This window comes from Cyclobacteriaceae bacterium (assembly GCA_030584025.1).
Classification (GTDB): Bacteria; Bacteroidota; Bacteroidia; order Cytophagales; family Cyclobacteriaceae; genus UBA2336.
Map to the genome: position 1 here is coordinate 316,770 of CP129487.1, position 25,839 is coordinate 342,608.

At 44.8% G+C, this 25,839-nt stretch carries 18 protein-coding genes and 2 tRNA genes; 3 read left to right on the plus strand and 17 right to left on the minus strand.

From position 1 onward, the window contains the following. Positions 1–186: 186 nt before the first annotated feature. The 11 genes from thrC to rlmD form a co-directional block, all read right to left on the minus strand. Positions 187–1,479 (minus strand): threonine synthase, encoded by a 1,293-nt coding sequence (gene thrC / locus QY309_01525; GenBank protein ID WKZ60169.1) that lies wholly within the window; start codon positions 1,477–1,479, stop codon positions 187–189. Between the two features lie 11 nt (positions 1,480–1,490). Then, complete coding sequence (locus QY309_01530) at positions 1,491–2,435, minus strand: homoserine kinase (GenBank protein ID WKZ60170.1); 945 nt, start codon at positions 2,433–2,435, stop codon at positions 1,491–1,493. Then, entirely contained in the window at positions 2,435–4,882 is a 2,448-nt protein-coding gene (gene thrA, locus QY309_01535; protein WKZ60171.1) for a bifunctional aspartate kinase/homoserine dehydrogenase I, read from the minus strand. Before thrA ends, QY309_01530 begins: the two co-directional genes overlap by 1 nt. A gap of 219 nt (positions 4,883–5,101) precedes the next feature. Next, a complete protein-coding gene (gene ilvA / locus QY309_01540) occupies positions 5,102–6,352 on the minus strand; it encodes a threonine ammonia-lyase IlvA (GenBank protein ID WKZ60172.1) in 1,251 nt (416 codons plus the stop codon). A 61-nt stretch (positions 6,353–6,413) separates the two neighbouring features. Next, a complete protein-coding gene (gene ilvC, locus QY309_01545) occupies positions 6,414–7,484 on the minus strand; it encodes a ketol-acid reductoisomerase (GenBank protein ID WKZ60173.1) in 1,071 nt (356 codons plus the stop codon). 45 nt (positions 7,485–7,529) lie between these two features. Next, on the minus strand, positions 7,530–7,823 hold the full coding sequence (locus QY309_01550; GenBank protein ID WKZ60174.1) for an ACT domain-containing protein: 294 nt from the start codon (positions 7,821–7,823) through the stop codon (positions 7,530–7,532). After that, positions 7,820–9,580, minus strand: coding sequence for a biosynthetic-type acetolactate synthase large subunit (ilvB, locus tag QY309_01555; GenBank protein WKZ60175.1), 1,761 nt, complete (start codon positions 9,578–9,580; stop codon positions 7,820–7,822). Before ilvB ends, QY309_01550 begins: the two co-directional genes overlap by 4 nt. Continuing rightward, positions 9,555–11,234, minus strand: coding sequence for a dihydroxy-acid dehydratase (ilvD, locus tag QY309_01560; protein ID WKZ60176.1), 1,680 nt, complete (start codon positions 11,232–11,234; stop codon positions 9,555–9,557). The genes ilvB and ilvD overlap by 26 nt, the downstream gene beginning before the upstream one ends. Positions 11,235–11,253: 19 nt before the next feature. Further along, positions 11,254–12,141 (minus strand): branched-chain amino acid transaminase, encoded by an 888-nt coding sequence (locus QY309_01565; protein WKZ60177.1) that lies wholly within the window; start codon positions 12,139–12,141, stop codon positions 11,254–11,256. A 310-nt stretch (positions 12,142–12,451) separates the two neighbouring features. Next, positions 12,452–13,243, minus strand: a complete 792-nt coding sequence (locus QY309_01570; GenBank protein ID WKZ60178.1) for a prolyl oligopeptidase family serine peptidase — start codon at positions 13,241–13,243, stop codon at positions 12,452–12,454. A gap of 53 nt (positions 13,244–13,296) precedes the next feature. Beyond that, positions 13,297–14,715 (minus strand): 23S rRNA (uracil(1939)-C(5))-methyltransferase RlmD, encoded by a 1,419-nt coding sequence (gene rlmD, locus QY309_01575; GenBank protein WKZ60179.1) that lies wholly within the window; start codon positions 14,713–14,715, stop codon positions 13,297–13,299. A 193-nt stretch (positions 14,716–14,908) separates the two neighbouring features. On the opposite strand from rlmD, the gene QY309_01580 reads away from it, so the two are divergent. Together QY309_01580 and QY309_01585 are read left to right on the plus strand one after the other, a co-directional pair. Beyond that, positions 14,909–17,494, plus strand: a complete 2,586-nt coding sequence (locus tag QY309_01580; GenBank protein WKZ60180.1) for a gliding motility-associated C-terminal domain-containing protein — start codon at positions 14,909–14,911, stop codon at positions 17,492–17,494. Between the two features lie 8 nt (positions 17,495–17,502). Continuing rightward, the gene (locus tag QY309_01585; protein ID WKZ60181.1) at positions 17,503–17,844 is read left to right on the plus strand and encodes a hypothetical protein; all 342 of its coding nucleotides are present in this window, start codon (positions 17,503–17,505) and stop codon (positions 17,842–17,844) included. A gap of 876 nt (positions 17,845–18,720) precedes the next feature. On the opposite strand, the gene QY309_01590 is transcribed toward QY309_01585, so the two are convergent. Together QY309_01590 and QY309_01595 are read right to left on the minus strand one after the other, a co-directional pair. Continuing rightward, positions 18,721–18,805: transfer RNA gene (locus QY309_01590), tRNA-Leu, on the minus strand. 54 nt (positions 18,806–18,859) lie between these two features. After that, a tRNA-Leu gene (locus QY309_01595) sits at positions 18,860–18,943 on the minus strand. A 504-nt stretch (positions 18,944–19,447) separates the two neighbouring features. Between QY309_01595 and QY309_01600 the strand changes: the two genes are divergently transcribed. Beyond that, on the plus strand, positions 19,448–21,094 hold the full coding sequence (locus tag QY309_01600) for a S8 family peptidase (protein WKZ60182.1): 1,647 nt from the start codon (positions 19,448–19,450) through the stop codon (positions 21,092–21,094). Between the two features lie 207 nt (positions 21,095–21,301). Here the strand turns inward: QY309_01600 and QY309_01605 are convergent, their stop codons facing one another. The 4 genes from QY309_01605 to QY309_01620 form a co-directional block, all read right to left on the minus strand. Then, positions 21,302–22,705 carry an MBL fold metallo-hydrolase gene (locus QY309_01605; GenBank protein WKZ60183.1) on the minus strand — a complete coding sequence of 468 codons (1,404 nt, stop codon included), beginning with the start codon at positions 22,703–22,705 and terminating at the stop codon, positions 21,302–21,304. A 92-nt stretch (positions 22,706–22,797) separates the two neighbouring features. Next, positions 22,798–23,121: a thioredoxin gene (gene trxA, locus QY309_01610; protein WKZ60184.1), complete on the minus strand. Its 324-nt coding sequence runs from the start codon at positions 23,119–23,121 to the stop codon at positions 22,798–22,800. Positions 23,122–23,199: 78 nt separating this feature from the next. After that, on the minus strand, positions 23,200–23,808 hold the full coding sequence (locus QY309_01615) for a LysE family transporter (protein WKZ60185.1): 609 nt from the start codon (positions 23,806–23,808) through the stop codon (positions 23,200–23,202). Between the two features lie 217 nt (positions 23,809–24,025). After that, positions 24,026–25,831, minus strand: a complete 1,806-nt coding sequence (locus QY309_01620; protein ID WKZ60186.1) for a bifunctional metallophosphatase/5'-nucleotidase — start codon at positions 25,829–25,831, stop codon at positions 24,026–24,028. Positions 25,832–25,839: the final 8 nt, after the last annotated feature.

The window sequence follows — 25,839 nt, forward strand, 5'->3', positions numbered from 1 at the left end:
TAGTTAGTCGATGCTTATTTAAAACGAAACCGCCCCGGTTTTAGCGAGGCGGTTTCTATGAATGACTAAATATTATTTTAATTTCTATTACTGATCATCTGATCTGCTAACATAAGCGTTACACGGAATTAATGTAAACGAAATCGTAAAAAATTTTGGCTGACGAGTGTTTGGTAGTTTGTTATTTCAGTACTCCATCAGCAGTTTTTTAAAATCTGAGAAATCTGAAGTACACGATACGGATTGAATTTGTTTGTTGGCAAGTTCGGCTAAAGCCGGGTGAAGCGTTATAGATTGCTGAATAGCGAATTCTACCACGTCCGGAAATTTTGAAGGATGCGCTGTTTCAAGAAATATGCCTTTTGCTTCAGGATTATCAGCTAAATATTTTTTTAGCCCCAGGTAACTCACCGCCCCATGTGGATCAAGAATATAATTTTTTTTCGCAAAGACATCTGCTATAGCTTTTCGAGTTTCGGTATCTGTAAATGCGTAGCCGTAGATTTCCTTTGTTATGGAATCCCAATCATTATCATACAGGGCAAGCAACCGCGGAAAGTTGCTGGGATTGCCTACGTCCATGGCATTGCTGATGGTTTGCGTTGATGCACGCGGTGTGAATACATTGGTGTGAAGATATTCAGGAACCACATCGTTTGCATTGGTTGCCGCAACAAAGGCATGGATGGGCAATCCCATTTTCTTAGCCAACACACCTGCTGTAAGATTGCCAAAATTTCCGCTCGGAACAGAAAAGACTACGTTAGATGTGCTAAGTTGTGACCAGGCAAAAAAATAGTAAAATGATTGAGGTATTAATCGCGCAATGTTTATGGAATTGGCCGATGTTAAAAATTTTGTCTTGCAGAGTTCTTCATCCTGAAAGGCTTGTTTGACCAACCGCTGACAATCGTCAAACGTGCCCGCTACTTTAACAGCTTGTATGTTTCTTCCCAGTGTAGCGAATTGCTTTTCCTGCAGTGCACTCACCATACCCGCTGGGTATAGGATGACCACACGTATGCCTTCCACATTATAAAAGCCATGCGCTACTGCGCTGCCGGTATCACCTGAGGTGGCCACCAGTACAGTAATTTCCTGGTGGGTGGTTTGTGCGATATGCTGGAGTGCGCGCGCAAGAAACCGTGCACCTACATCTTTAAATGCAAGTGTTGGCCCATGAAATAACTCCAAGGCAAAAACATTTTCTTCCAATGTAACCAGCGGAAAATCAAAGGCGATAGTTTCATCAATAATTTCACGGAGTGTTTCATCCGGAATTCGTTCATCAACGAAAGACCGTGCAACAGTAAAACCTATGTCTGTTTTAGAAAGTGAAGGTAACTGACGGATAAAGTCCGTTGATAATTCAGGTATGAATTCCGGCATGTATAAACCACCATCGGGAGCAAGTCCTTGCAGTACGGCTTGTTGAAAGGAAACTTTGCGTGATGGCGTAGTTAAGCTGTAATACTTCATGTTACAGATTTTTATTTAGATGATAATACCCGTGCACCATCTGAATTAATACTTGAAATATAACTGTCGGCCTTAAGGTGTATTTCTTGAAAAGCTGCCTGCATGGCACTTGCAACAGCCTGCGCATTTGCCTCACCTCTGCAGTATGCAAAAACCGATGGCCCCGAACCGGATATACCACAACCCAATGCACCAGCCTGCAGTGCAACTTGTTTAACGTGATAGTAGCCCGGTATAAAAATAGCGCGAACCGGTTCAGCTACTACATCTTCCAACGACCGACCGATCAGCTCATAATCTTCTTTCATCAGGCCGGCAATGAGCCCGGCTGTGTTGCCCCATTGTTTTACAGCATCGCCAAGGGTAAGTGTTTTGCGCAATGCTTGTCGTGCATCACTCGTTTTAATTTCAATGTGTGGATGAATAACCACGGACATTAATTCAGGAGGAGCTGGTATGTTGATGATGTCTAATGTTTCTTTATCGCGGATCAATACAAAACCACCCAACAGAGCAGGCGCAACATTATCGGCATGGGCCGAACCACAAGCGATTCGTTCGGCCTCCATAGCAAAGGGTAGCAATTCTTTTTTAGAGAGCTTATTTCCAGTAGCGTGATTTATAGCCACCAGTGCTGCTACTGCGCTGGCCGCACTGGAACCCATGCCGCTGCCAAGTGGTAATTTTTTGTGAAGATTAATTTCTGCACCATATGGAAGGTTTGCAGCTTGAAGAAACTGCTGCACGGCAACACCACACGTATTCAGGTGTGCTTCGCGCGGAAGCAAATTATTGTCGCCTGTAATCTTGGTTATCGTAACATTATCGGAATCATTTAACCGAACGTGCACTTCATCTCCAGGATGATGCAAGGCAAAGCCGAACACATCAAACCCGCACGACACGTTGGCTACGGTTGCGGGAGCAAAGGCTTTTATCCAATTCGTATCCTTCATTACCGTATATTATTTCCAATTCTAATGATATCAGCAAACACACCGGCTGCTGTAACCTCTGCACCAGCACCAGGCCCGCGGATGACCATGGGTCGTTCACTGTAGCGAGTGGTGATGAACTGAATGATGTTATCACTTCCCGACAAGGAGTAGAATGCATGATCGTTCCCAACGGCAGCAAGGCCGACCTTGATCTTGCCATCGTTCAACGATGCCTGGTAGCGGAGTTTTTTCTGTTGGCGCTCCGCTTCCGATCGAAGTTGGTCAAAATAGTCATCTGATGCTTTTAATCGCTCGAGAAATTCATCCGATGAAAGTTCACCGGTACAATTTTCCGGAACAAGGCTCTCCACTGTTACATCCGATAACTCCAGTTTCAACCCGGTTTCTCGCGCCAGGATAAGGATTTTACGCGCCACATCCATTCCGCTCAGGTCATCGCGCGGATCGGGCTCGGTATAGCCCAAAGCTTTTGCTTCGGCCACTACATCACTAAATCGCTTGCCTGCTGTGAACGATGAAAAGATGTAATTCAATGTGCCGCTCAGCACGGCTTCAATTCGTTGCACGGAATCGCCACTTAACAGTAAATCGTTTAAGGTGTTGATTACCGGTAGCCCTGCGCATACATTGGTTTCATACAAAAACTGAATGCCATGATCGCGAACGGTTTTGCGAATGGAAGCGTACGAATCGTAAGCTGCTGAGTTTGCTTTTTTATTGGGTGTTACAATCGCCACATTCTCAGCCAACAATGATTCATAAACAGAGGCCACGGCTTCGCTGGCGGTACAGTCGATGCATATACTGTTGGGAAGGTTGTAATGAATAATGGTCTCTTTGAACGCTTTCAGGCTAGCTTCATTTCCATGATCGTTAAGTTGTTGTAAAGCGCCATCTACTGCAATACCATCTTGATTCAATAGCATTTTGCGACTGTTGGTAAGTCCTACAAGCTTAATTTCAAGATTGTTGAATGTGAGCAGTTTATTGAGTTGCTGATGGATTTGTTGTATTAATGTTTTTCCGATTAGCCCGGTGCCAATTAAAAATAAGTGGATGGTTTTTGTGTTCGATAGAAAGAAGGCATCGTGCAGGGCGGATAGAGCTTTTGCTGTATCATTTTTGGAAATAACAGCGGAGATATTTCGCTCCGATGAGCCTTGTGCAATGGCCACCACATTAATCCCATTTTTCCCCAGGGCAGAAAACATTCTTCCGCTGGTACCGGAATGATGCTTCATACCATCGCCTACCAAGGCAATGATACTCAGATTGTCGTTCAGCTCAATGCCATCAATTCGTTTGCTGCTGATCTCATATTCAAATTCCTTCTCAATTGCTTTTTTAGCTTTTCCTGCCTGATGCTTTTCTACAGCAAGACAGATGGAATGTTCCGATGACGCCTGACTGATCAGGATAACATTTATTTTCTCCTGTGCCAATGCACCGAACAGCCTCATCGAAACACCTACTACACCAACCATGCCACTGCCCTGTATGTTCAGCAAACAAATGGTATCAATAGATGAAATGCCTTTTATCAATTTTCCATTTGTGCTTTGTGCGCTGATACGCGTTCCGCGACCATTGGGGTTGAATGTATTTTTTATCCAGATGGGGATGTGATGTGCCATGGCCGGTCGCATAGTAGAAGGGAAAATTACTTTGGCTCCAAAATGGGAGAGCTCCATGGCTTCTTCGTAACTCAACTCGGGTACCGTGAACGCTTTCTTAACTTGCTTTGGATTGGCTGTAAGTATGCCATCTACATCGGTCCAAATTTCAAGTGATTCTGCTTTCAACGCACCGGCTACTAGTGCTGCCGTATAATCAGAACCACTTCGACCTAACGTAGTGGTTTCACCTGATTCAGAAGAAGCAATAAAACCGGTAACGACTTGGATTTTTTTATGTTGCTTGAAATGATCAACAATGCACTTGTTGGTAATTTCAAAATCAACTTGTGCTGAGCCAAACTGATCGTCTGTACGAATGATTTGTCGTGCATCCAGAAATTCAGCATCGATACCTTGTTCGCGCATAGCTTCGCTGATGACGTAAGCACTAATGCGTTCGCCAAAGCTCATGATATAATCCAGCGTACGGGGTGTGCGTTCTTTCACCAGGTAAACACCGTGCAGTACATCTTCCAGGGCATTGAATTGAATGGTAACCTGCGCAAGAATTCCACTTTGTCTGGAGATGCAAATCAGATCGCGTACAGCATTGAGGTGCTGATCGACCAGCTTGGCAAGTTCTGCTTTGTACTCAAGATTGCCGTTCAGCGCCAACTGACTGCAATGAATGAGTTGATCGGTAACACCGCCAAAGGCTGAGAACACTACGGCCATTTCACCCGGTAGTTTATTTTTTATGATGGCGATCACCTGTTTAATCCGCTCCGGGGTTCCTACGGATGAACCTCCGAATTTTAAGATGTTCATAGTACTTTATTTTAAATGCCTTGAGAAATAATCATAAGAGCAGCGCGACTCCTGGAGAAGCCCTGACGAATAGGGAATATGGTAGTGATGACGGGTTACCCCGTAATAGTAGTATATGTGCAAGCTGTGGCCGTGATGGCTGCCGTGTTGGTGATAATAGTTGCTTGCGTTAACATGGTTGTGAAATACTCTGATTTTAGGTTGATAACCAAAAGTTTCTTAAATAATGTACTCAAAAAGATTTTCATGCTGATTAATAGCCGTGAAATTCAGTTGATGTTCGTGCATGCGGGCACGAAGCAGTTCAAAATCCTCCCGCGACTTCACTTCAATGCCCACCAGCGCAGGCCCTGTTTCCTTATTGTGCTTCTGGATGAATTCAAAACGCACAATATCATCGGTTGGCCCTAGTATGTGGTTTACAAACTCTTTCAGGGCACCTGGGCGTTGTGCAAACCGGATGATGAAATAATGCTTTAAGCCTTCATACAGGAGTGATCGTTCTTTAATTTCCTGCATGCGGTCGATGTCGTTGTTCCCGCCACTTACTATGCACACCACTTTTTTCCCTTCAATTTTATCCTGATACTGTTCCAGTGCGGCAATGCTCAACGCTCCTGCCGGCTCCGCAACAATCGCATCTTCATTGTAGAGCTGCAGGATAACCGAACTAACCTTGCCTTCGGGGATCAACAGCATTCCGTGGATAAAGTCCTTGATATATGAAAAGGTAATGTTGCCCACTTTCTTAACCGAAGCGCCATCGACAAAACGCTGTATGGATTCAAGGACAACTGGTTTCCCCATTTTCAAGGCTTCCGTCATGGATGGAGCGCCCTGAGGCTCAACACCAATGATTTTTGTATTGGGAGAAAATGTTTTAAAATAGCTGCCCACGCCTGCACAGAGACCACCGCCACCAATGGGAATAAAAATGTAATCAATACCCGACAACTCTTCTCCGATTTCAATCCCCATACTGCCCTGGCCTTCAATTATTTTATGATGATCGAACGGGGGTACGAAAACTTTGTTGAATTCTACTGCGTGCTGAAGCGCATGCTCCTGACATTCGTCAAACGTATCGCCAACCAGCACAATATCAATCTGATTACCACCAAACATTTTAACCTGGTTGATCTTTTGTTTGGGTGTGATGCTGGGCATGTAGATGGTGCCTTGTATGTTCAGCAGTTTGCACGAAAAGGCTACACCTTGTGCATGATTGCCGGCACTGGCACACACAATACCACGGCTTCTTTCTTCTTTCGTTAAACCCTGGATAAGGTTATACGCACCGCGTATTTTGTAAGAGCGCACCACCTGAAGATCTTCACGCTTCAAATAAATCTCAGCCTTAAACCGCTCTGAAAGTTTGCGATGAAACTGCAAAGGAGTTTTGAGCACAACGTGTTTGAGTGTTTCGTGTGCCTTAGTAATATCTAAGTATGACGCAGTTTTTTCTTTCATTTTTATTGGACTTTAGACGCAAATAGTAAGACACAAGAATCTATCTTACTACTTATGCCTACTAATTAATCATACTCTCCTCCACACCGGCCTTCTCCGGTCTCAACTTACGTACAGCCGCACCTGCCTGCCACAGTTCACTTTCGCGAAGTGCTGCCAACTCCTCTCCAAGTTTTTCACGGTAGTCGGGTTTGCTGCACGTATCGATGGTGCGTTTTGCTTCCTTTCCACTGGCCACACTTTCATAGAGTTCTTTGAATACAGGAAGCGTGGCTTCCTTGAATCGTTTCTTCCAGTCAAGTGCACCGCGCTGCGCTGTGGTGGAGCAGTTGGCATACATCCAATCCATGCCGTTTTCTGCAACCAGCGGCATTAAACTCTGTGTTAACTCTTCTACCGTTTCGTTGAAAGCTTCGGAAGGCGAGTGTCCTTTCGAACGCAGTACTTCATACTGCGCTTCAAAGATTCCGGCAATGGCGCCCATGAGGGTGCCGCGCTCACCGGTAAGGTCGGAGTACACTTCTTTTTTAAAATCCGTTTCGAATAGATAACCTGAGCCGACACCAATGCCAAGCGCAATTGCTTTTTCACGTGCCTTGCCTGATGCATCCTGATAGATGGCGTAACTGGAGTTGATGCCTTTACCTTGAAGGAATAATCTCCGTACGGATGTGCCTGATCCTTTTGGGGCAACCAGAATCACATCCACATCTGAAGGTGGAATAATTCCGGTTTGATCATTAAAAGTGATGCCAAAACCGTGAGAGAAGTATAAGGTTTTTTCTTTGATGAGATGTGGCTTAATCGTTGGCCATGAAGCGATCTGTCCTGCATCGGAAAGTAAAAATTGCAGAATGGTTCCTTGCTTTGCGGCTTCTTCAATATCGAAAAGTGTTTCGCCCGGCACCCAGCCGTGTTCCACAGCTTTGTTCCAGGATTTGCTGCCCTTGCGTTGCCCCACAATTACGTTGAATCCATTGTCGCGTAAATTCAATGCTTGTGCAGGTCCTTGTACCCCGTATCCGAGAATGGCAATGGTTTCGTTGCCCAGAACCTCCAATGCCTTATCCATCGGGAATTCTTCGCGGGTTACTACTTCTTCAATTGTTCCTCCAAAATTTATCTTAGCCATGTTTAATGTATTTATGTTCGTCTGTGTTCATGTGCTTATGTTTCCTCAAGCTACTTGTTTGCCATTCTTTAAGCTGATTTCGGTGTAAACGGAACTGCCTTCATAGCAAACCGCACTCTCCACTTCAATGAGTTTTTCCAATTGATGTTTTACCTTTTCAATCATCTCAGGCGTGGTGTGTAGCAGCATGGTTGCACCACCTCTGCGGAAATCATTTTCATCTTCGTGCGCCACCAATCGTTTAATCCGCACGCGCCTTCTGTTCAAAACATTGATGATCCGGTTCAGGATCGAGAAGTTATTATCTGCAGCAACTTCTATGGTGAAATCCTGTTTCATGATTTTGTTGGTTTAGGTGCTTCCAATAATATTTCGCCAACTCCCGCACCGGTGGGTACCATTGGGAAAACATTTTCTTCTTTTTCTACTTGAACATCTAACAGGTATGGTCCAGAACATTCAAGCATTTCCTTTAGGGCGTTTCGCAATTCAGGTCGGGCTGAAACTTTTTTAGCAGGAATGCTGTATGCATCTGCTAAGACGGAGAAGTTTGGATTGTTCAGTTCCGTAAATGAATAACGTTTCTCAAAAAACAATTGCTGCCACTGACGTACCATGCCCAGGAAGTTGTTGTTCAAAATCAGCAACTTCACCGGAATGTTGTATTGCATGATGGTGCCCAACTCCTGTACCGTCATTTGAAATCCACCATCGCCAATAACGGCAACCACTTGCTTTTCGGGTTGAGCTACTTTGGCCCCTACAGCTGCAGGCAATGCAAAGCCCATAGTACCTGCGCCACCTGAAGTCACGTTGGTTCGTGTGTCCTTAAAGGGGTAGTAACGTGAAGCTACCATCTGGTGTTGGCCGACATCGGTTACAATGATGGCCTCGCCTTTGTTTAATTCCGAAAGTTCACGAATTACTTCACCCATCTTCAGCGAATCCGATAGCGGATAAAAATCAAACTGAATAACTTTCTCGTGTTCTTTTCGAGCGGCCTCGTGAAATTTTTGAAACCATGCACTGTGTTTTTTCTCTTTGATGAGCGGAAGCAATGCTTGTAACGCTTCTTTGGCATCCGCATGAACACCCACATCAGCGTTTACAATTTTATTAATCTCTGCCTTATCAATTTCAATATGAATGACTTTTGCCTGCTTCGCATATTTCGAAACATTGCCCGTCACCCGATCATCGAACCGCATACCGATGGCAATCAGTACATCGCATTCGTTGGTCAGTATGTTTGCTCCATAGTTGCCGTGCATGCCCAAGTACCCGACATAATTCGGGTGATGAACAGGTATGGCGGAAAGTCCGAGTAAAGTAGCCGCCACCGGAATGTTTGCTTTTTCGGAAAGTGCAATTAATTCCTGCGAAGCGTTGCTTAGTAGCACACCTTGTCCGCAAAGGATGTACGGCCGTTCAGCGTTGTTAATCAGATCAGCAGCCTTTTCAAGTTGTGCATGATCGAGCAACGGCTTTGGTGAATAGGTACGGATGTGATGACACGGTTCATATTCGAACTCCTCCATCATTTCAAACTGTGCATTCTTGGTAATGTCGATTACCACCGGACCGGGTCTTCCGCTTCGCGCGATGTAAAATGCTTTTGCGACTTGAGATGGAATGTCAGATGCTTTGCTGATTTGCACATTCCATTTGGTAACCGGAAGGGTGGTGTTGATCACATCCATTTCTTGAAAGGCATCAGTGCCGAGCAAGTGCTCAGCTACCTGACCTGTGATGCACACCACCGGAGTTGAATCGATCAACGCATCAGCCAAACCAGTAATGAGGTTTGCTGCTCCGGGGCCTGAAGTGGCAATAGCCACACCTGTCTTTCCGGATACACGCGCGTAACCTTGTGCGGCATGAATGGCACCTTGCTCATGGCGGACTAAGTAATGTTTAAGTTGATCGTGGTAAAAGTGCAGCGCATCATATACCGGCATGATGGCACCACCCGGGTAACCGAACAGGGTATCCACACCTTCAGCCACCAGGCAGCGCAGCAACGCTTCCGATCCCGAAATTTTTTTCTTCGGTTCAGTTGCTAATTTTTCTTTATGCTTCGTCAGTAACGCATCCATCGGCTGCAGTTTTTACTTGTTTTGCATACTTTAACAGCACTCCGCTTTTCACGCGCAGTGTTGGTTGTTTCCAGGCCGCTTTGCGTTTGGCAAGCGTAGCATCATCTACCAATACATTGATTTCATGTTTAATGGCATCGATTTCAATGGCATCACCATCTTCAACCAATGCCAAGGTGCCACCATCAAAAGCCTCAGGTGTGATGTGGCCCACTACAAATCCATGCGTGCCACCAGAAAATCTTCCATCGGTTATCAGCGCCACGCTTTTGCCCAGGCCTGTTCCCATAATGGCTGAAGTTGGTTTTAGCATCTCCGGCATACCGGGCGCACCTTTCGGACCCACGTAACGGATCACCACGACATCGCCTTCTTTTACTTTTCCGTTTTGTATGCCATCAATCAGTTCAAACTCGCCATTGAACACGCGTGCTTTTCCTTTGAATGAGTTTCCTTCTTTTCCACTGATCTTAGCCACCGATCCTTTCTCTGCCAGGTTGCCGTACAAAATCTGAATGTGGCCCGTTGATTTGATCGGTTGTTCTACAGGTCGTATGACATCCTGTTCATTGAAATTGAGTTTGTGTGCGTGTGCTATATTCTCTTCTACCGTTTTACCGGTAACTGTTATGCAATCGCCATGAAGAAATCCTTTTTCAAGCAGGTAGTGCATAACGGAGGGTACACCGCCAATGCGGTGTACATCCCCCATCAGGTACTTGCCGCTGGGTTTCAAATTGCCCAGCACCGGAGTTTTATCAGAGAGGGTTTGAAAGTCTTCTTGTGTGATGGAAATACCAACTGCCTTGGCCATCGCAATGAGGTGCAACACGGCATTCGTGCTTCCGCCAAGCGCCATCACTATGGTAATGGCATTTTCAAAAGCCTTACGTGTCATGATGTCGCGGGGCTTAAGGTCGAGTTTCAACAGGTTATGAATAGCCTTACCTGCTTCATGGCACTCTTTCGATTTTTCCTGACTTAAAGCAGGATTGGATGACGAGTAGGGTAGGGCCATGCCCAACGCTTCAATGGCAGAAGCCATGGTATTGGCCGTGTACATACCACCGCATGCGCCTGCACCCGGGCACGCGTGTTGAATAATGCCTTTATAATCTTCGTCCGATAATTTGTTTGCGAGTTTTTCACCCAACGCTTCGAATGCAGAAACGATATTTAGTTCTTTTCCTTTCCAGTTTCCACCGGCAATCGTGCCGCCATACACCATAATGGAGGGCCGGTTTAACCTGCCCATGGCGATGAGTGAACCCGGCATATTTTTATCGCAGCCAACCACTGCTATAAGTCCATCGTAATAATGCGCATGACAAACAGCCTCAATGGAGTCGGCAATGATTTCGCGACTCACCAGCGAATAGCGCATGCCTTCTGTTCCATTACTGATGCCATCGCTAACACCAATCGTGTTGAATACCAATCCTACCAATTCATTATCCCACACGGCCGTTTTCACTTCCTGTGCCAGTTTGTTCAAATGCATGTTGCAGGTGTTGCCATCAAAGCCGGTGCTTACAATCCCCACTTGTGCTTTGGTGAGGTCGTGCTCCGTCAATCCAATGCCATACAGCATTGCCTGCGATGCGGGCAGCGTTGGGTCTTGTGTGATGGTGCTACTGTATTTGTTTAACGACATTATATCTTGCTACTTACGTCTAAATAATCATGTGACTAAAAGTTTTGTCGAGTACCTGTGATTTGTATGCTTCCTGGATGATGTTTCCAAGACTGTCTTTCCAATCTTTCGCGAATGGTTTCGCATCGATGGATTCAATGCCCACTACTTCAGCTGCTGTACCGCAGAGAAAGGCGCTGTCGGCACCGGTAAGTTCTTCGGGCTTGAATTGCTTTTCGTGAACCGGAATGTCTAATTCTTTACAGATGTTGATGACGGTTTGTCTTGTGATACCTGGAAGAATATGTCCGAGTGGTGGTGTGTACAGCGCGCCATCTTTTTCAAAAAAGAAATTGGCACCGGGGGCTTCTGCTACATGGCCATGCATGTCAAGCATAAGCGCCTCATCATAGCCACGCACTTTTGCTTCGCTGGTGGCGAGAATGGAATTCACATAATGACCGGTAATTTTTGCTTCTACCTTTACCGAGTTCGGGTTTGGTCGTTGATAGGAAGAAATACAAAGCTTGAGCAGGTTATCGCCCAGGTATTTGCCCCACTCCCAAACGGCAATCATGATATACACTTCTTTTGGTGCTGTTAGTGCCATATTCGGACTGCAATACACCAGTGGCCGGATGTAGGCATCTTTTAAATTGTTTTTGCTAAGGAGTTTGTATGTTACCTGAATGAGTTCTTCCGTATCGTAATCGAATGGAATGCCAACGGAGATGCAGCTGTTACGCAAGCGTTCATAGTGTTCGTAGGCTTTAAAGATTTTTGTTCCCTGCGTAGTGTTGTAGGCGCGAATGCCTTCAAAGGCTCCGTATCCGTAGTGTAGTGTCTGGCTGTATAAATCGGTTGAGGCGTCTGCGGCTTTGATGAATTTTCCGTTGAGGTAAAGAACTGTGTTTTTTGTGTAGTACATATAACAATTGTTAGTTTGGATCGACCTGTTTAAAACAAAACCGCCCCGATGGTTTTCATCGAGGCGGTTTGTGTTAGTTACTTTATATAGTCAATCACCATCGCCCCGATGTTCGGTTAATAATGACGATAATGACTAGCACGATGCTACCCAGTGTTAACCCGTTAAGGTTACCAAAGTGTGTTACATTGTGCGTTGTGTTTTTCATTTTGTTCTGATTTAATACAAGTGTCAGTAATAAAAATTTACCATTCAAGAAAAAAGCAAAATATTTTATCGAAACGAATGTTAGGTAGTGAATGGGTCTGTGCTACTTCTTGCGTTTGCGGCTAAACATCCAGTTGAGGTAATCAGGCTCGGCAAAGGCATTGTCCCAACTGTTATGATTAACACCCGGATACTCTATGTACTCCACTGATACATTCAAGGCTTTTAATTTTTCTACAATTTTCTTCGATTGATCTACGCTTACTACAGCATCATCAGCTCCATGAAACACCCGGAATGGAACCTTAGCCACACGTTCATCATACGCGTTCACATCGGCACCGCCACAAATGGGCATCGCAGCAGCAAATAATTCAGGGTAACGATACACAGCCTCAAATGTACCCATGCCACCCATGGAGAGACCAGAAATGTAAACCCGCGATTGATCAACAGAGCCTTGGGCGATTAAGTGTTGAAGCAATTCAATAGCTGCCTGTAAGGGAAGTGTTATTGGTTTTGTGTAATCAAAACTAAGTGTAAAAGGCGTTTGGGTACGATCAACTTCTACACTTGACCAATACGATTCTCTCATGCACTGAGGAAAAACAACAATAGCCGGAAACTTTTTACGATTTGCAGGATCGGCAAAGAGTTTTGAACCGTGTATAAGTTGACTCATATTGTCGTTTCCGCGCTCACCAGCACCATGCAGAAACAGAACAATCGGATATTTTTTTCCTTTTTTAAAACCATCAGGATACAGAATGCGATACGGCAATACATGATCGGCCGATGACGTAAAGGTTTCAGCTTTAAAAGCGGTGGTGTCCTGAGCTGTTGCCAGAAAAGCAAAACAGCAAACAGCAACACTGAGTATGATGCGTTTCAACATAATAATAAGTTTTACAAGATTCATGTAGTAAGATAAGGAGATTCCTCCGGAGATCACTCCCGCTTTATGTCCAGCCTTACCACATTTTCAACATGCATGGTGTGCGGAAACATATCAACCGGCTGCACTTCGCTGATGTTATATTTTTCCGATAAGATTTTCAGATCGCGGGCTTGTGTGGCCGGATTACAGCTCACATAAACGATTCGATTGGGTGCGGCTTGCAGTAACATCTTGCAAACATCTTCATGCATGCCTGCCCGTGGCGGATCTGAAATAACTACATCAGGCCTGCCGTGTTGACTAAGAAAATTTTCATCTAACAGATTTTTGATATCGCCCGCATAAAAGTCGGTGTTGGTTATGTGGTTAACCTGCGAATTTATTTTAGCATCTTCAATGGCATCCGCGACATACTCGAGTCCGATTACTTTTTTAGCCTGACTCGCCACAAAGTTGGCAATGGTTCCGGTGCCGGTATACAAATCGTACACCAGTTCATTTCCGGTTAACGCGGCAAGTTTCCACGCCACTTTGTACAGTTCATACGCCTGCTCCGAATTTGTCTGGTAAAATGATTTCGGCCCAATACGAAATTCAAGATTTCCTGATCCATCGGGTTTCGGCATCGACTCTATAATATATGGCCTGCCTTTCCAGGTTAAAATCTCCTGATCCTGAAATGTGTCGTTGCGTTTGGTGTTGATAATGTACAATAGCGAGGTGATCTGCGGAAATTGCTTTTCAAGCGCAGCCATAATCAGCGAAAGCCATTCCTCCTGATTCTGTGCTACCTGAACGATGACCATGATTTCACCGATGCTGGTAGAGCGAATGGTAACCGTGCGCAGGTATCCGGTTTGTTTACGCAGATCGAAAAATGGAATGTTGTGTTGAAGCGCTGTTTCTTTTATCAGTTTGCGAATGGCGTTGCTGGGTTCAGGTTGCAGGTGACAGGTATCCACATCAAACACCCGATCAAAACTTTTTGGTACATGAAATCCCAGAGCGGGTTCTCCGAACGGAACACCAGACTTTAATTCTTCACGGGTAAGCCATCGTTGTGCCGAGGCACTGAAATCCAGTCGGTTTCTGTACTGATAGGTTTTAGCTGAGCCCAGTATAGGGTTGACTTCCAGAAAATCCAGTCCGCCAATATGTTTGAAGTTATCCGTTACCTGTTGCTGCTTGTATTGAAGTTGCGTTTCGTAGTTCAGGTGTTGCCACTTGCAACCACCACAAAAGCCAAAATGCGAGCAGGTTGGTTTCACCCGATATTCAGAGGCTTTTTTAAGGAGTACTGAACGCCCTTCCAGGAAATTGCTTTTAATTTTAGTCAGCTCCACATCCACGGTATCGCCCGGCACAGCGCCCTCCACAAAAAGCACCTTGCCATCGAGGCGTGCCACACATTTGCCTTCCGCGGCCATGCTTTCCAAATAAATGCTTTCCAATATTTCCCCCTTCTTCATGGCGGCAAATTAACCAATAAAGGGTGTTTTGTGCTTGATCGGGTTTTCTTATCTTTCCATTCGTGTTGTTGTTATGAGAGCTGTTTTTCTAGTCGGTTTGTTTCTTTTGGCCTGCCTTTCAGCAAGGGCCTCGCACATTGTGGGTGGGGAATTTGAGCTCATTTACATTTCCGGTAATACCTACCGACTTAACATGATCCTTTATTTTGATGAACTGAACGGTAACCCCGGTGCACGCGATCAGTTTGTAGATGCGCGAATTTTTCGCAAGCGCGATAATTTCATCATGATCAACGCGATCCGGTTGTTCCTGACTAGCATTGAAAATGTTCCCTATACACAGCCAGAATGTTCGAGCGGAGAAATTGTTACCACAAAGCTTATTTATGGCATTAATATTAATTTGTCTCCAGCCGAATTCAACGATCCAGAGGGCTACTATATCTCTTGGGAGCGCTGTTGCCGTAATTACAGCATCACCAATATTTATAGCGAAGATCCAATGCTGGGTTCACGCTATGCCGGCCAAACATTTTACCTGGAGTTTCCTCCGGTGGTAAAGAATGGTGAACCATTTGTTAACTCATCGCCCAGGTTGTTTCCGCCACTTAACGACTATGCCTGCCCTGGAAAAAATTATTATGTTGATTTTGCCGGAACGGATGATGATGGCGACTCGTTGGTTTATTCTATAGTAACGCCTCTAAATACAAAATCACCTGACGCCATACCGCCCGGTGGGTTGCCGCGACCCGGCCCGTACCCTGAAATAAACTGGCGCCCGGGTTTTGGATTGAACAACATTGTAAACGGGCAACCCGACTTGAAGATCAGCGATGATGGATTTTTGACGGTGACTCCGCCTGCATTTGGATTAGGTTTATACGTGTTTGCGGTGAAGTGTGAAGAATTCAGGGATGGCGAGAAGATCGGAGAGGTGCGAAGAGATTTTCAAATGTTTGTGGTGGACAGGTGCCCCGTGGCTGAACCTCCGCAGATTGTGGGAAGGAAAAAAGGCACAGCAACGTTTAGTCAACCCAACCAAACGCTTTCGGTATCATTTCCGGGTTCGCTTAGTGATGATGATCGTTGTGTGGAAGTGCAGGTATCTGATCCCGACTCACAAAAGGCAGATGATAACTTTCAGGAGAAAGTGAATGTGCGCGTATTTCCCTTAAACTTCCGCCATACCTCGCGATACTTAACCGAGTTATTGCCAACTGTAAACAAGGCAACATTGATCAATGGTAGTGTTGCCGACTTCACCATTTGTTTCCCGGAGTGTTCGTATGTGCCCGGTGGAAATTACCAGGTAGGCATTATTGCGTATGATGATGCCTGTAGTTTGCCGTTGTCGGATACGTTGGTGATCAATGTGTTTGTTCAGCCACCGGTAAACAATAAGCCACAATTTGTAACCCCCAATCAAACCATTCATATTGATGAAGGCGACCCGCTCATCAGCGTACCGATTCAGGCAAGTGATGCGGATGTGGATCAGTTGGATGTGTTTGTATTGGTAGATGGATTTGACATCGGCAATGTAGGCATGACCTTAGATCTTGACCCGACACAACCTGGTCAGCTTACCGGATTGTTTACCTGGGATTCACGGTGTGATGTGTATGACTTCACCGAAAAAACACAATTCGATATTAAAGTGATTGTGGATGATCGCGATAAGTGTGCCATTGCAAGTGGCGATACATTACAGTTTGAGTTAAGCATTAAACTTCCTGGAAATGCTGATCCCGTAATCAGCTCGGATATTCAAGAAGCCGATGAGAAACGTGTAGAGATCACCCGAAAAATTTACCAGCCGCTTGGGTTCAATGTATTTGGCACCGATGCCGATCAGGATTTTCTACAACTTACGTTAAACGGCAAGGCGTTTAAGCGGGAGGCTGTGGGAATTGTTTTTCCGGGGGATGAGGATTTTGGTGAAGTAGCATCACCGGTGGATTGGTACTTAGACTGCGACAAAGTAAACCTCAATACCAAGTCAACCTATGAGTTGGAGTTTATTGTAGTGGACAATGCCAACAAATGCCGCTTTTACAAAGCCGATACACTAACCGTTGTGGTGAATGTGGAACCACCGGATAACCTTGATCCGCAAATTTTCATTGAAAGCCTGAATCCAGATCAGGTGTTGGAAGGTGGAGCACTCACCGCTATTCGCGGACAGGAAATCAGGTTGAAAATCAGAAGCACAGACGCAGATGTTTCTCCACAGGATATGATGCGGTTAAGTCTATCCCGCGCCAGTGGTGCTATTCCTCCAGCTGATTATTCTTTTTCTGCAGTCGAAGGTGTGGGAGAAATAGAAACCGTATTTACCTGGAACCCCGACTGCTCTATTTTCCGCGATGGCATTTTCTCGAATGAATATGAATTTGAATTTATGGTAGATGATGGGCGGTGTTTCAGCGGAAAGGAGACTGTGGCGGCCATAAACCTTACGGTTAAAGATGAGGACGGCAGTTACGAAGATTTTCTACCACCCAATATCGTGACACCCGATGGAGATGATGTCAACGACTTTTTTGCCATGATCAAACTCGTTCCGCCTGATCAGTACGTAAGCATTTTACCGAAAGACAATTGCATTGGCCGCTACGTAAACATTCGCATTTACGATCGGTGGGGCAAGCAGGTATTTGAAAGTTCCGATCGGGATTTTAAATGGTATCCGAAAGGGTTGGCTACAGGTGTTTACTTTTACCACCTCACGTACACACATCGGGAGTATAAGGGAACGGTTTCGGTTAAGTATTAAGCGTTATTATGACACTGTCCAAAATCAGATGGATAATACTCGGAACACTAGTTGCTGTTATTTCTGTTATTTCAATTGTTGTCTTTCTACAAAATAGAGCTCAGTTCATTGATTTGGATGTACATGGTGTAATTACGGATGTCCGGATTTCTTCTAATAGAGGCTATCCTTATTTCAAAATTGATAATGAATGGAGGGATGTAGGAATGATTGGATACAGTTTAACGAGTATATATAAAATTGAAGTTGGCGACTCGATTTCTAAATCTAGGCATAAAAAGTATATGAAGATTTATCGTCAAAATGCGATCGGGAAGTACGAACTGTATTATACGGTTAAAGATAAATAATACACATTCAATAATTTATTCAGTCAAGTAAACTAAGAAGCATTGTGAAATCATTTCTGTGTCTTTTCTTCTATTAGTATTAGTCCTAGTTGTTTCTTGTAAAGTCGCGAACAGTGAGGAAGAATTTAGAAACAGTAAATTAGCCGGTAAAATTATTAAGCTTGATTACCAAGGGAGAGCTGTATATTCTATTTCGATACATGATTCATATTCAAAAGACACGTTAACGTTTTCTCTTTACATAAGTAAGTTCATTGATGATAACCAGATTTCAATTGGTGATTCATTAAGAAAGGATATAGGTCACGATGTCTGGTTTTATAAGAGAAAAGCCGAATCATTTGAAATTTTAAACTTATACTATTACTAATCTATCCGAAAAATGGACCACCCGGCTGTTCCAAAAGGCGTTTGGTTTCTAATAATAGCAATGTCAGTATGTTTAACTGTAATTTTTTTCTATTTCTTTAACAAATGGGATAATAGGTATGGAGATTTTAATAGGGTAGATACTAGTACTGGTATTCAATCTAAGATCACTGTTCTTGAGGAATATAAGGGATACACCTACGTTAGATTAGCGAAAGGTGATCAGTATGTTATTAGTAATATTTACAATAAGTTATACAACCCTAAGGAATTTTATAAGCATGTATTTAGCGGTGATTCCATTTCAAAGCAGACAGGATCTGACACTTTGTATCTTCACAAGGAACATAGTTTTGGGCCAAAACTGATGTATTTTTTAATCAATCGCTAGAGCGAAAGGCGTGCGGTAAGGATGAAAGCGAAAAGAGTACCGAAGGAGGCTCTTCCAAAGGAATGCCCTTGGCAGAACCCTCACGTCTTGCAACACACCTGCCCACTTGCAGGCTCTGGTACCGAAGGAGGGACTCGAACCCTCATGTCTTGCGACACACGCCCCTGAAACGTGCGTGTCTACCAATTCCACCACTTCGGCAATTTTTCCAGGCTTAACGTTGAACGTTAGACCAAGAACATTTTAAAACTTAAGTGCCCAGGACTGGATTCGAACCAGCACACCCTTTCGGGCGCTACCACCTCAAAGTAGTGCGTCTACCAATTTCGCCACCTGGGCTTACAGTACCGAAGGAGGGACTCTTCCGAAGGAATGCCTTTGGCAGATCCCTCACGTTTGCTTACCCTCCTTCTGCAAGGGGTGGCAAAGGTAAAAACCTTTATACATTAAAACAATTTGCGTTTGGAAAAGCCTAAGCCTTCAGCGGCTCTCTTTTGGGGATGGATTTGGGGATGGACTTTTTGCCCTTGTCAGGGCGTGCTGTTCAACGAGAGGTGATGCGAACGCTAGAATCGTCACCGGATTTACGAAGCTTTATAGAGCTGTAAAACAGAATTCCGTAGAAAATGGAAATGGTAGTCGCGGCCAGGTAAATCATCGTCTTCTCGAATTAACCCTACAAAATTGCAGGAACTTTTAGGTTCAGGACTGTGCTTCTTGAAACAGGCAGCACGGAAGTAAGTTTTGGCATGGTTTTGTGTCTTCACCGCCTGAACAATTTTTACGGAAATTTTCATCAGAACTTCTACCTTGCACACATTAAACCTTGTAAATCAAATCACTATGATCAATAAATTTTGGATGGGGCTTGTGTTGGTATCGGGCCTTTCGGTTGGTAATGTTATTGCATTTCAGGATGCCGCAGCGGCTCAGGATAGCACAAAAGTTCCAAAAGACTGGTTTTTGCGCGATCCGGAAACCGATAAACTTCAGGGCGTAAGTGCCGATCGGGTGTACAATACCCTGTTAAAAGATAAGCCTTCAAGAACGGTTATTGTGGCCGTTATCGATTCAGGTGTTGATGTATTCCACGAAGACCTGAAGGATGTGGTTTGGATCAATGCAGATGAAATTCCGGATAACGGAATAGACGATGACAAAAACGGATATGTGGATGACGTGTACGGTTGGAATTTTATTGGTGGAAAGGACGGTAACGTGAATGAAGACACCTATGAGCTTACCCGTGAGTACGCTCGCCTGAAGGCTAAGTACGAAAATGTAGACGAGAAGAAAGTGCCCAAGAAAAGCCAGGCTGAATACGCCCAATACAAAGACATTAAGTCGAAGTTTGAAACCCGCGCAGAGGAAGCTACCCAGCAATACAACATGTACAATACTATCTATACGAATATCACGTATGGCAATGATACCTTGAAGCAAATTCTGAAAGTAGACAAGATTACTTCGGGCATGTTGGATACACTTAAATCATCCAGCCCGGTGGTAGCGTTTTCCAAAAATGCCATCTCCATTATCTTTCAAAACTTTGGCCTGGATGTAGACGTGGATGAAGTATTAGAAGATTTGAAAGGTGCTGTTGACTACTACCGCGTGCAGGCACTATTTGGGTATAACCTGGAATTTGATTCACGTGCTATCGTAGGCGATAACTACAACGACATGAACGAGAAGTATTACGGCAATAACGATGTGAAAGGCCCCGATGCCGAACACGGAACACACGTGGCCGGCATTATTGCTGCAAACCGTAAGAACGATGTGGGCATGCGCGGCATTGCTGATAACGTAAAAATTATGGCCGTACGTGCTGTGCCTAATGGCGATGAGCGCGATAAGGATGTGGCTAACGCCATCCGCTATGCGGTGGATAACGGAGCACACATCATTAACATGAGTTTTGGTAAGTCATACTCCCCACAAAAGGAAGTGGTGGACAAGGCGGTGAAATATGCTGAATCAAAAGGTGTGTTGCTGGTACATGCAGCCGGTAACGATGGCGATGACATCGATCAGAAAAATAATTTCCCTACCCGCGTATACAACGATGGTAAGGAGGCAAAGACCTGGATTGAAGTGGGCGCTTCCTCGTACGGTGCAGATGAAAGCTTTGTAGCATCTTTCTCCAACTATGGCAAGAAGTCGGTGGATTTGTTTTCGCCCGGTGTAGAAATTTACTCTACCATTCCGGATAACAAGTACAAAGACAATCAGGGTACCAGTATGGCGAGCCCGGCAGCTGCTGGTGTAGCCGCTATCATCATGTCGTACTTTCCTGATCTTACCGCAGCACAAGTGCGAGAAATCTTATCGCAATCAACCCGCAAGTTCGATGGACTGGAAGTAACACGCCCCGGCAGCAAAGATGAAAAAGTGGAGTTTAGCAAACTGAGTCGCAGTGGTGGTTTAGTAAATGCGTATGAAGCCGTAAAGCTGGCCATGACGATGAGTAAAGCTGTTGAGAAGTAATTATTGTTAGACTTTATAGCAAATAGAAGCCATCTCAAAAATCAGTTTCAAATGTCAGCCTGAGCTTGTCGAAGGCTATTTCGAGTTACCAAACCGGTTTCGACAAGCTCAACCTGACATAAGAGGTATTTTTGAGATGACTTCTAAAAAAAGCCCTGACGAATTTCGCCAGGGCTTTTTGTTTCACTTTAAACCTGTCTGAAAATATTAGTCGGTTACTACGGGGTTACCTTTGTTAATCCACTCGCTCATTCCGCCACCGTAATTTTTAATGTTCTTGTATCCGTTACGGGCAAGAATCGAATACCCGATGGAAGAACGATCACCAGCCTGGCAGAATACCACCACCTGTTCATCTTTCTTTACCTTATTCAAATTCTTTTCCAGGGTTCCTACAAAAACGTGATCTGCTCCTTTGATGTGGCCTGATTTGAATTCAGCCTCACCACGCAAGTCAACATACTGGGTATGGTTCGACTGCATGATTTGCTTCAGCTCAGGTTCTGAAACCTGGTTTACCTTTTCCAGTTTGTTTCCAAGCGATGTCCAAACATCTGTACTTTCAACATATCCATAGATGTTATCCAATCCGATACGCATCAGTTTGCGGGTTAGGTCATCCAGTTTACTTTCTTCAGCAATGAGAATGAACGGCTCATCATATGAAAGAATCCATCCGCACCAGGTAGCAAATGAGTTGTTACCCTGAATGTTGTATGTACCTGGAATGAAGCCTTCACTAAATTCAGTTTTCAGGCGGGTATCAATAACCTTTACGCCTTTATCGAAAGCAGTTTTAAATTCAGCACTTGAAAGTTTTTTAATTTTGGGAACTTCCGTCAATAGCGGACGATCAACCTTGTTCAGTTTTTTCATCATCGCAAAATATTTCGGAGGCTCAGGTTGATCCTCTAATAAATATTTCACAAAACCATTTTCGTCTTTTTCATATTGAAAAGCCCAGTTCCTAATTTTTTCATAACCAACGGTTGAGCTGGGTACAGCACCCAATGCTTTTCCACAAGCAGAACCGGCACCATGACCAGGCCATACCTGAATGTGATCAGGAAGTGCGTTGAAGCGCTTGATGGATTTATACATTTCTTTCGCGCCTGCTTCTTTGGTTCCAACAACACCTGCTGCTTTTTCCAAGAGATCAGGACGGCCCACATCACCCACAAACACGAAATCACCTGTGAACAACATTACAGGCTCAGGACTGGCTGGAGTATCGGTTAATAAAAAGCTAATGCTTTCCGGTGTGTGACCAGGAGTGTGCAACACATCAAACTTTAAATTTCCAACCATGAAGGAATCGCCATCTTTCAATCCTTCGTGCGGAAACTCATACAGCCATCCTTCGCCACCTTCATCCGATAAGTACATCTTCGCACCGGTAAGGGCAGCAAGTTCACGCGATCCCGAAAGGAAGTCGGCATGGATGTGCGTTTCAGCAATGTGTGTGATTTTCATTTTATTCTGCGCGGCAATTTCCAGGTAGGTGTCTACATCGCGCTTGGGGTCAATCACAATGGCCACACCCGCTTTCTGGCAGCCGATAAAATAACTGGCTTGGGCCAGGCTTTTGTCATAAACGTGTTGAAAATACATATCGGTTCGTAGTTTAAATTTACAAGGTTAAGGGCTGGTTGAAACGACTGCACAAAGGTAGCGGTTCGACCTGATAATTGCCCGGTTAAAATTTAATGATGCACGGGCGCTCCGGAATAGTGATTAATAACTTGCTCCAGTTGATGGGCATTTAATACACCCGATTGCCGCCATAATACTTGTCCGTTTTTGAAAAGCATTAACGTAGGCACACCCTGGATTTGATACGTGCCGGCAACCGCGGGATTTTTATCCACATCAATTTTTATGATGGATGCACGATCGCCAATCTTGCGCGAAAGTTCCTGCAGTATGGGTTGCATCATTTTGCATGGCCCGCACCAGGTGGCAAAAAAATCTACCAACACAGGTTTTTCGCTGCGAATCAATTCACTGAAGGTTTTCCGTTGCTCCATAGCATCTTAAATACGGATACAAAACTACAGTCGGAACAAAAGAGTTTCCGTGATTTTTGTCACTTAAATGCCATGAATTTAGAACAGGTATTTGACGAATGCGAGAATCCCCAACGACAACAAAACAAGTCCCGGAATCATACGGATAATGCGGTTGTCTTTGAACGAAGAGGCCACACGTTTCGCCAGCAAAGCGAGCAAGGTGAGCAGGGCCATGGCGCCAAGGGAAGTGCCCAGAATGTAGCTGTGCAAGCGCCAGCCTGTGCTGATGTCGATCCAGCCTTGAAATTTTAAATACGCGGTTAAGGCAATCCAGAATGGAATGGCTTGGGGGTTGAGAATACTCAGGATTATGCCCCTGCGAAATCCGCTGTCCTGAAGTTTAACGGAAATGGTTGAAGGTTTGCGTACGGTCCATAAACTTACCACGCCAATGGTGGTCATGATGATGGCGCCCCACAACTCAAAGTTCTTCATGATGGCAGGCGAGGAGGTGATTACCTGCTCAAACTCAACAGCGATCCATGCGTACGGATATTCAACAATGGAAACAGCCAGTGCAAAGCGAAGCGCTGTTTTAATCTTGTGCTCCAAACCCAGTTGCAGCACCATCAGGTTAAGCGTGCCCGGAGGAATGGAACCTAAAAAACTAAATACAAAACCAACAATAAAAACCTGAAGGATCACCTGTTAAAAACTTTTAGTTGTTGACATTGAAGAATCTGCAACACCTCTTTTTGCTCCAGGGCCGCGTGGCCCCGTGTACTCATCCAGCGCTGCGCCCAATCCGCACATGCTCTTGCCAGGCCGAAGATTGGCCGATGCGCAGTCTGAGTACACTGAAAATGAATTGAATTCATTAATGAGGAATGAGCTAAATTATCAAGCAGCAAAGTAACGTGATTTACCGGAATTCATACCCAACACCCATCAGTTGGGTGAGTAGTGTGTTTGGGGCGTCTGTGGCCGTAGCGCGACCTTCAAGTTTGGGCGCAATGGGCGAATGTTTGGCCAGGTATTCTTTTATTACGGCATGCAACGATGCGCCAAGTTTCTTAGGTTCGCCAACATGTTCCACCCGGCAGATGGTTGTATCCGGATCGCCTTCGCGTTCACACGCAACAAACGTATAGGTTTTTGATAGGTTAATGGGTTTGCCTTTAATCCTGATCCAGTTTACGCGTTTGCCCGGTTCATTGTTAACGGTGAAGTTCACTTCCATGCCTTTGAAGCGCACCACCCATCCACCAAAGCGTTTGGCCGGATCTTTCGCGAACGCATTGTGTAATTCCTTCTCCATCCAATCCCATAATTGCTTGCCGGTGATGGTTCCGGTTTTCGCTTCACTGTCTACCGGCAACATGCTCCATAAATAATCTTCCGTGATTTCGGCAACTCCGGTTTTCGGATCGGGTACCAGTGGCGGACAGAAACGAAAACCGTTGCTCAGGGCAATATCCGGTTTAAACTTCCACATAATGGCATCGGTAATGAAGTTGTCCATCGGTGTTTCAATCACATAGTAGCGCACCAATGGTGTTTTTGTTTTACCGATTACCGTATCAAGTTTTGCCTTGAATGGCTCGCGTGCTTCCTTAACCAGCGCTTTCATCTCCTCGTCTTCACCGTATTTTTCCGGATCAACATCCAGCAGCTGATAGCTGTGATCTTTGATCGCTCCATTTTCAATTACAAAATCAAGTTTGGCAATGAATGAACCGAATGCTCCCGGCTCCGTTACTTTGGCGAAAGTTCCACTCAATGGCTCGCGCACACGTTCATGTGTATCGGCTCCTAAAATGTAATCTACTCCACGGACAAATTCCATATTGGCCAAACCAATTTGTTGAGCCAGGCCCATGTGCGTTAATAAAACTACCAGTTGACAACCTTCGTATTCTCTTAAGATGCGTATGTACTTGGCCACATTTTCCTGCGGATGGGTAAACTGTATACCGTGACTGTATGCCGGTGATTGCCGTTTCGGTGTCAGCGGATCGTTGTACCCGATAAACCCGATTTTTATTCCGCCAATATGTTTTACATAGTAAGGCGGAAAGATCAGATCACCATTAAAAGCATCGTTGGTTTGGTGAAACATGTTGGCGCAAACTTTTGGGCAGGTATAGGCAAACATATCTTTCATCATCATTTCCTTCCCGTACACTACTTCCCAATTTCCGGGCAGCATCAAATCGTATCCGATGTTGTTCATCAACGGAACGATGGCTCGTCCTTCAGTAAGGGCAGCGACACCGCCCCCTTGAAAACAATCACCGCCATCGATTAAAAATGTGTTGGCAGGATTTTCTTTTCGAAGCGCGTTGATCATCGCCTTTAAGGTGGCGTAACCTCCACGTTTTTTGTAAACGGGTTTTCCGTCTTCAATAAAGAATTCATCGTGTGCCAATAGTTGCGCGTGGATGTCGGCTGTTTGTAAAAGTGTAACTACAGAAGCCTTTCCGTTTTTTACAGCGCGATTTTCTGATATTTCCTTGTATTTCAAATCGCTATCTACTGAACTCAGTGCTGAAGCCGAAAGCGGAGTTACCAATCCACCGCCAATACCTAATGCCAACCCAAAACCCGAAGCTTTTTTTAGAAACTCCCTTCGCGAATTTTCTGAGAGCTCAACATGCAGTTGTTTTTCTTTTTCAGAAACAGCTTCAGCTTGACATGAATAGCAGGTGCAGGATTTGGAATGACTCATGATTGCTC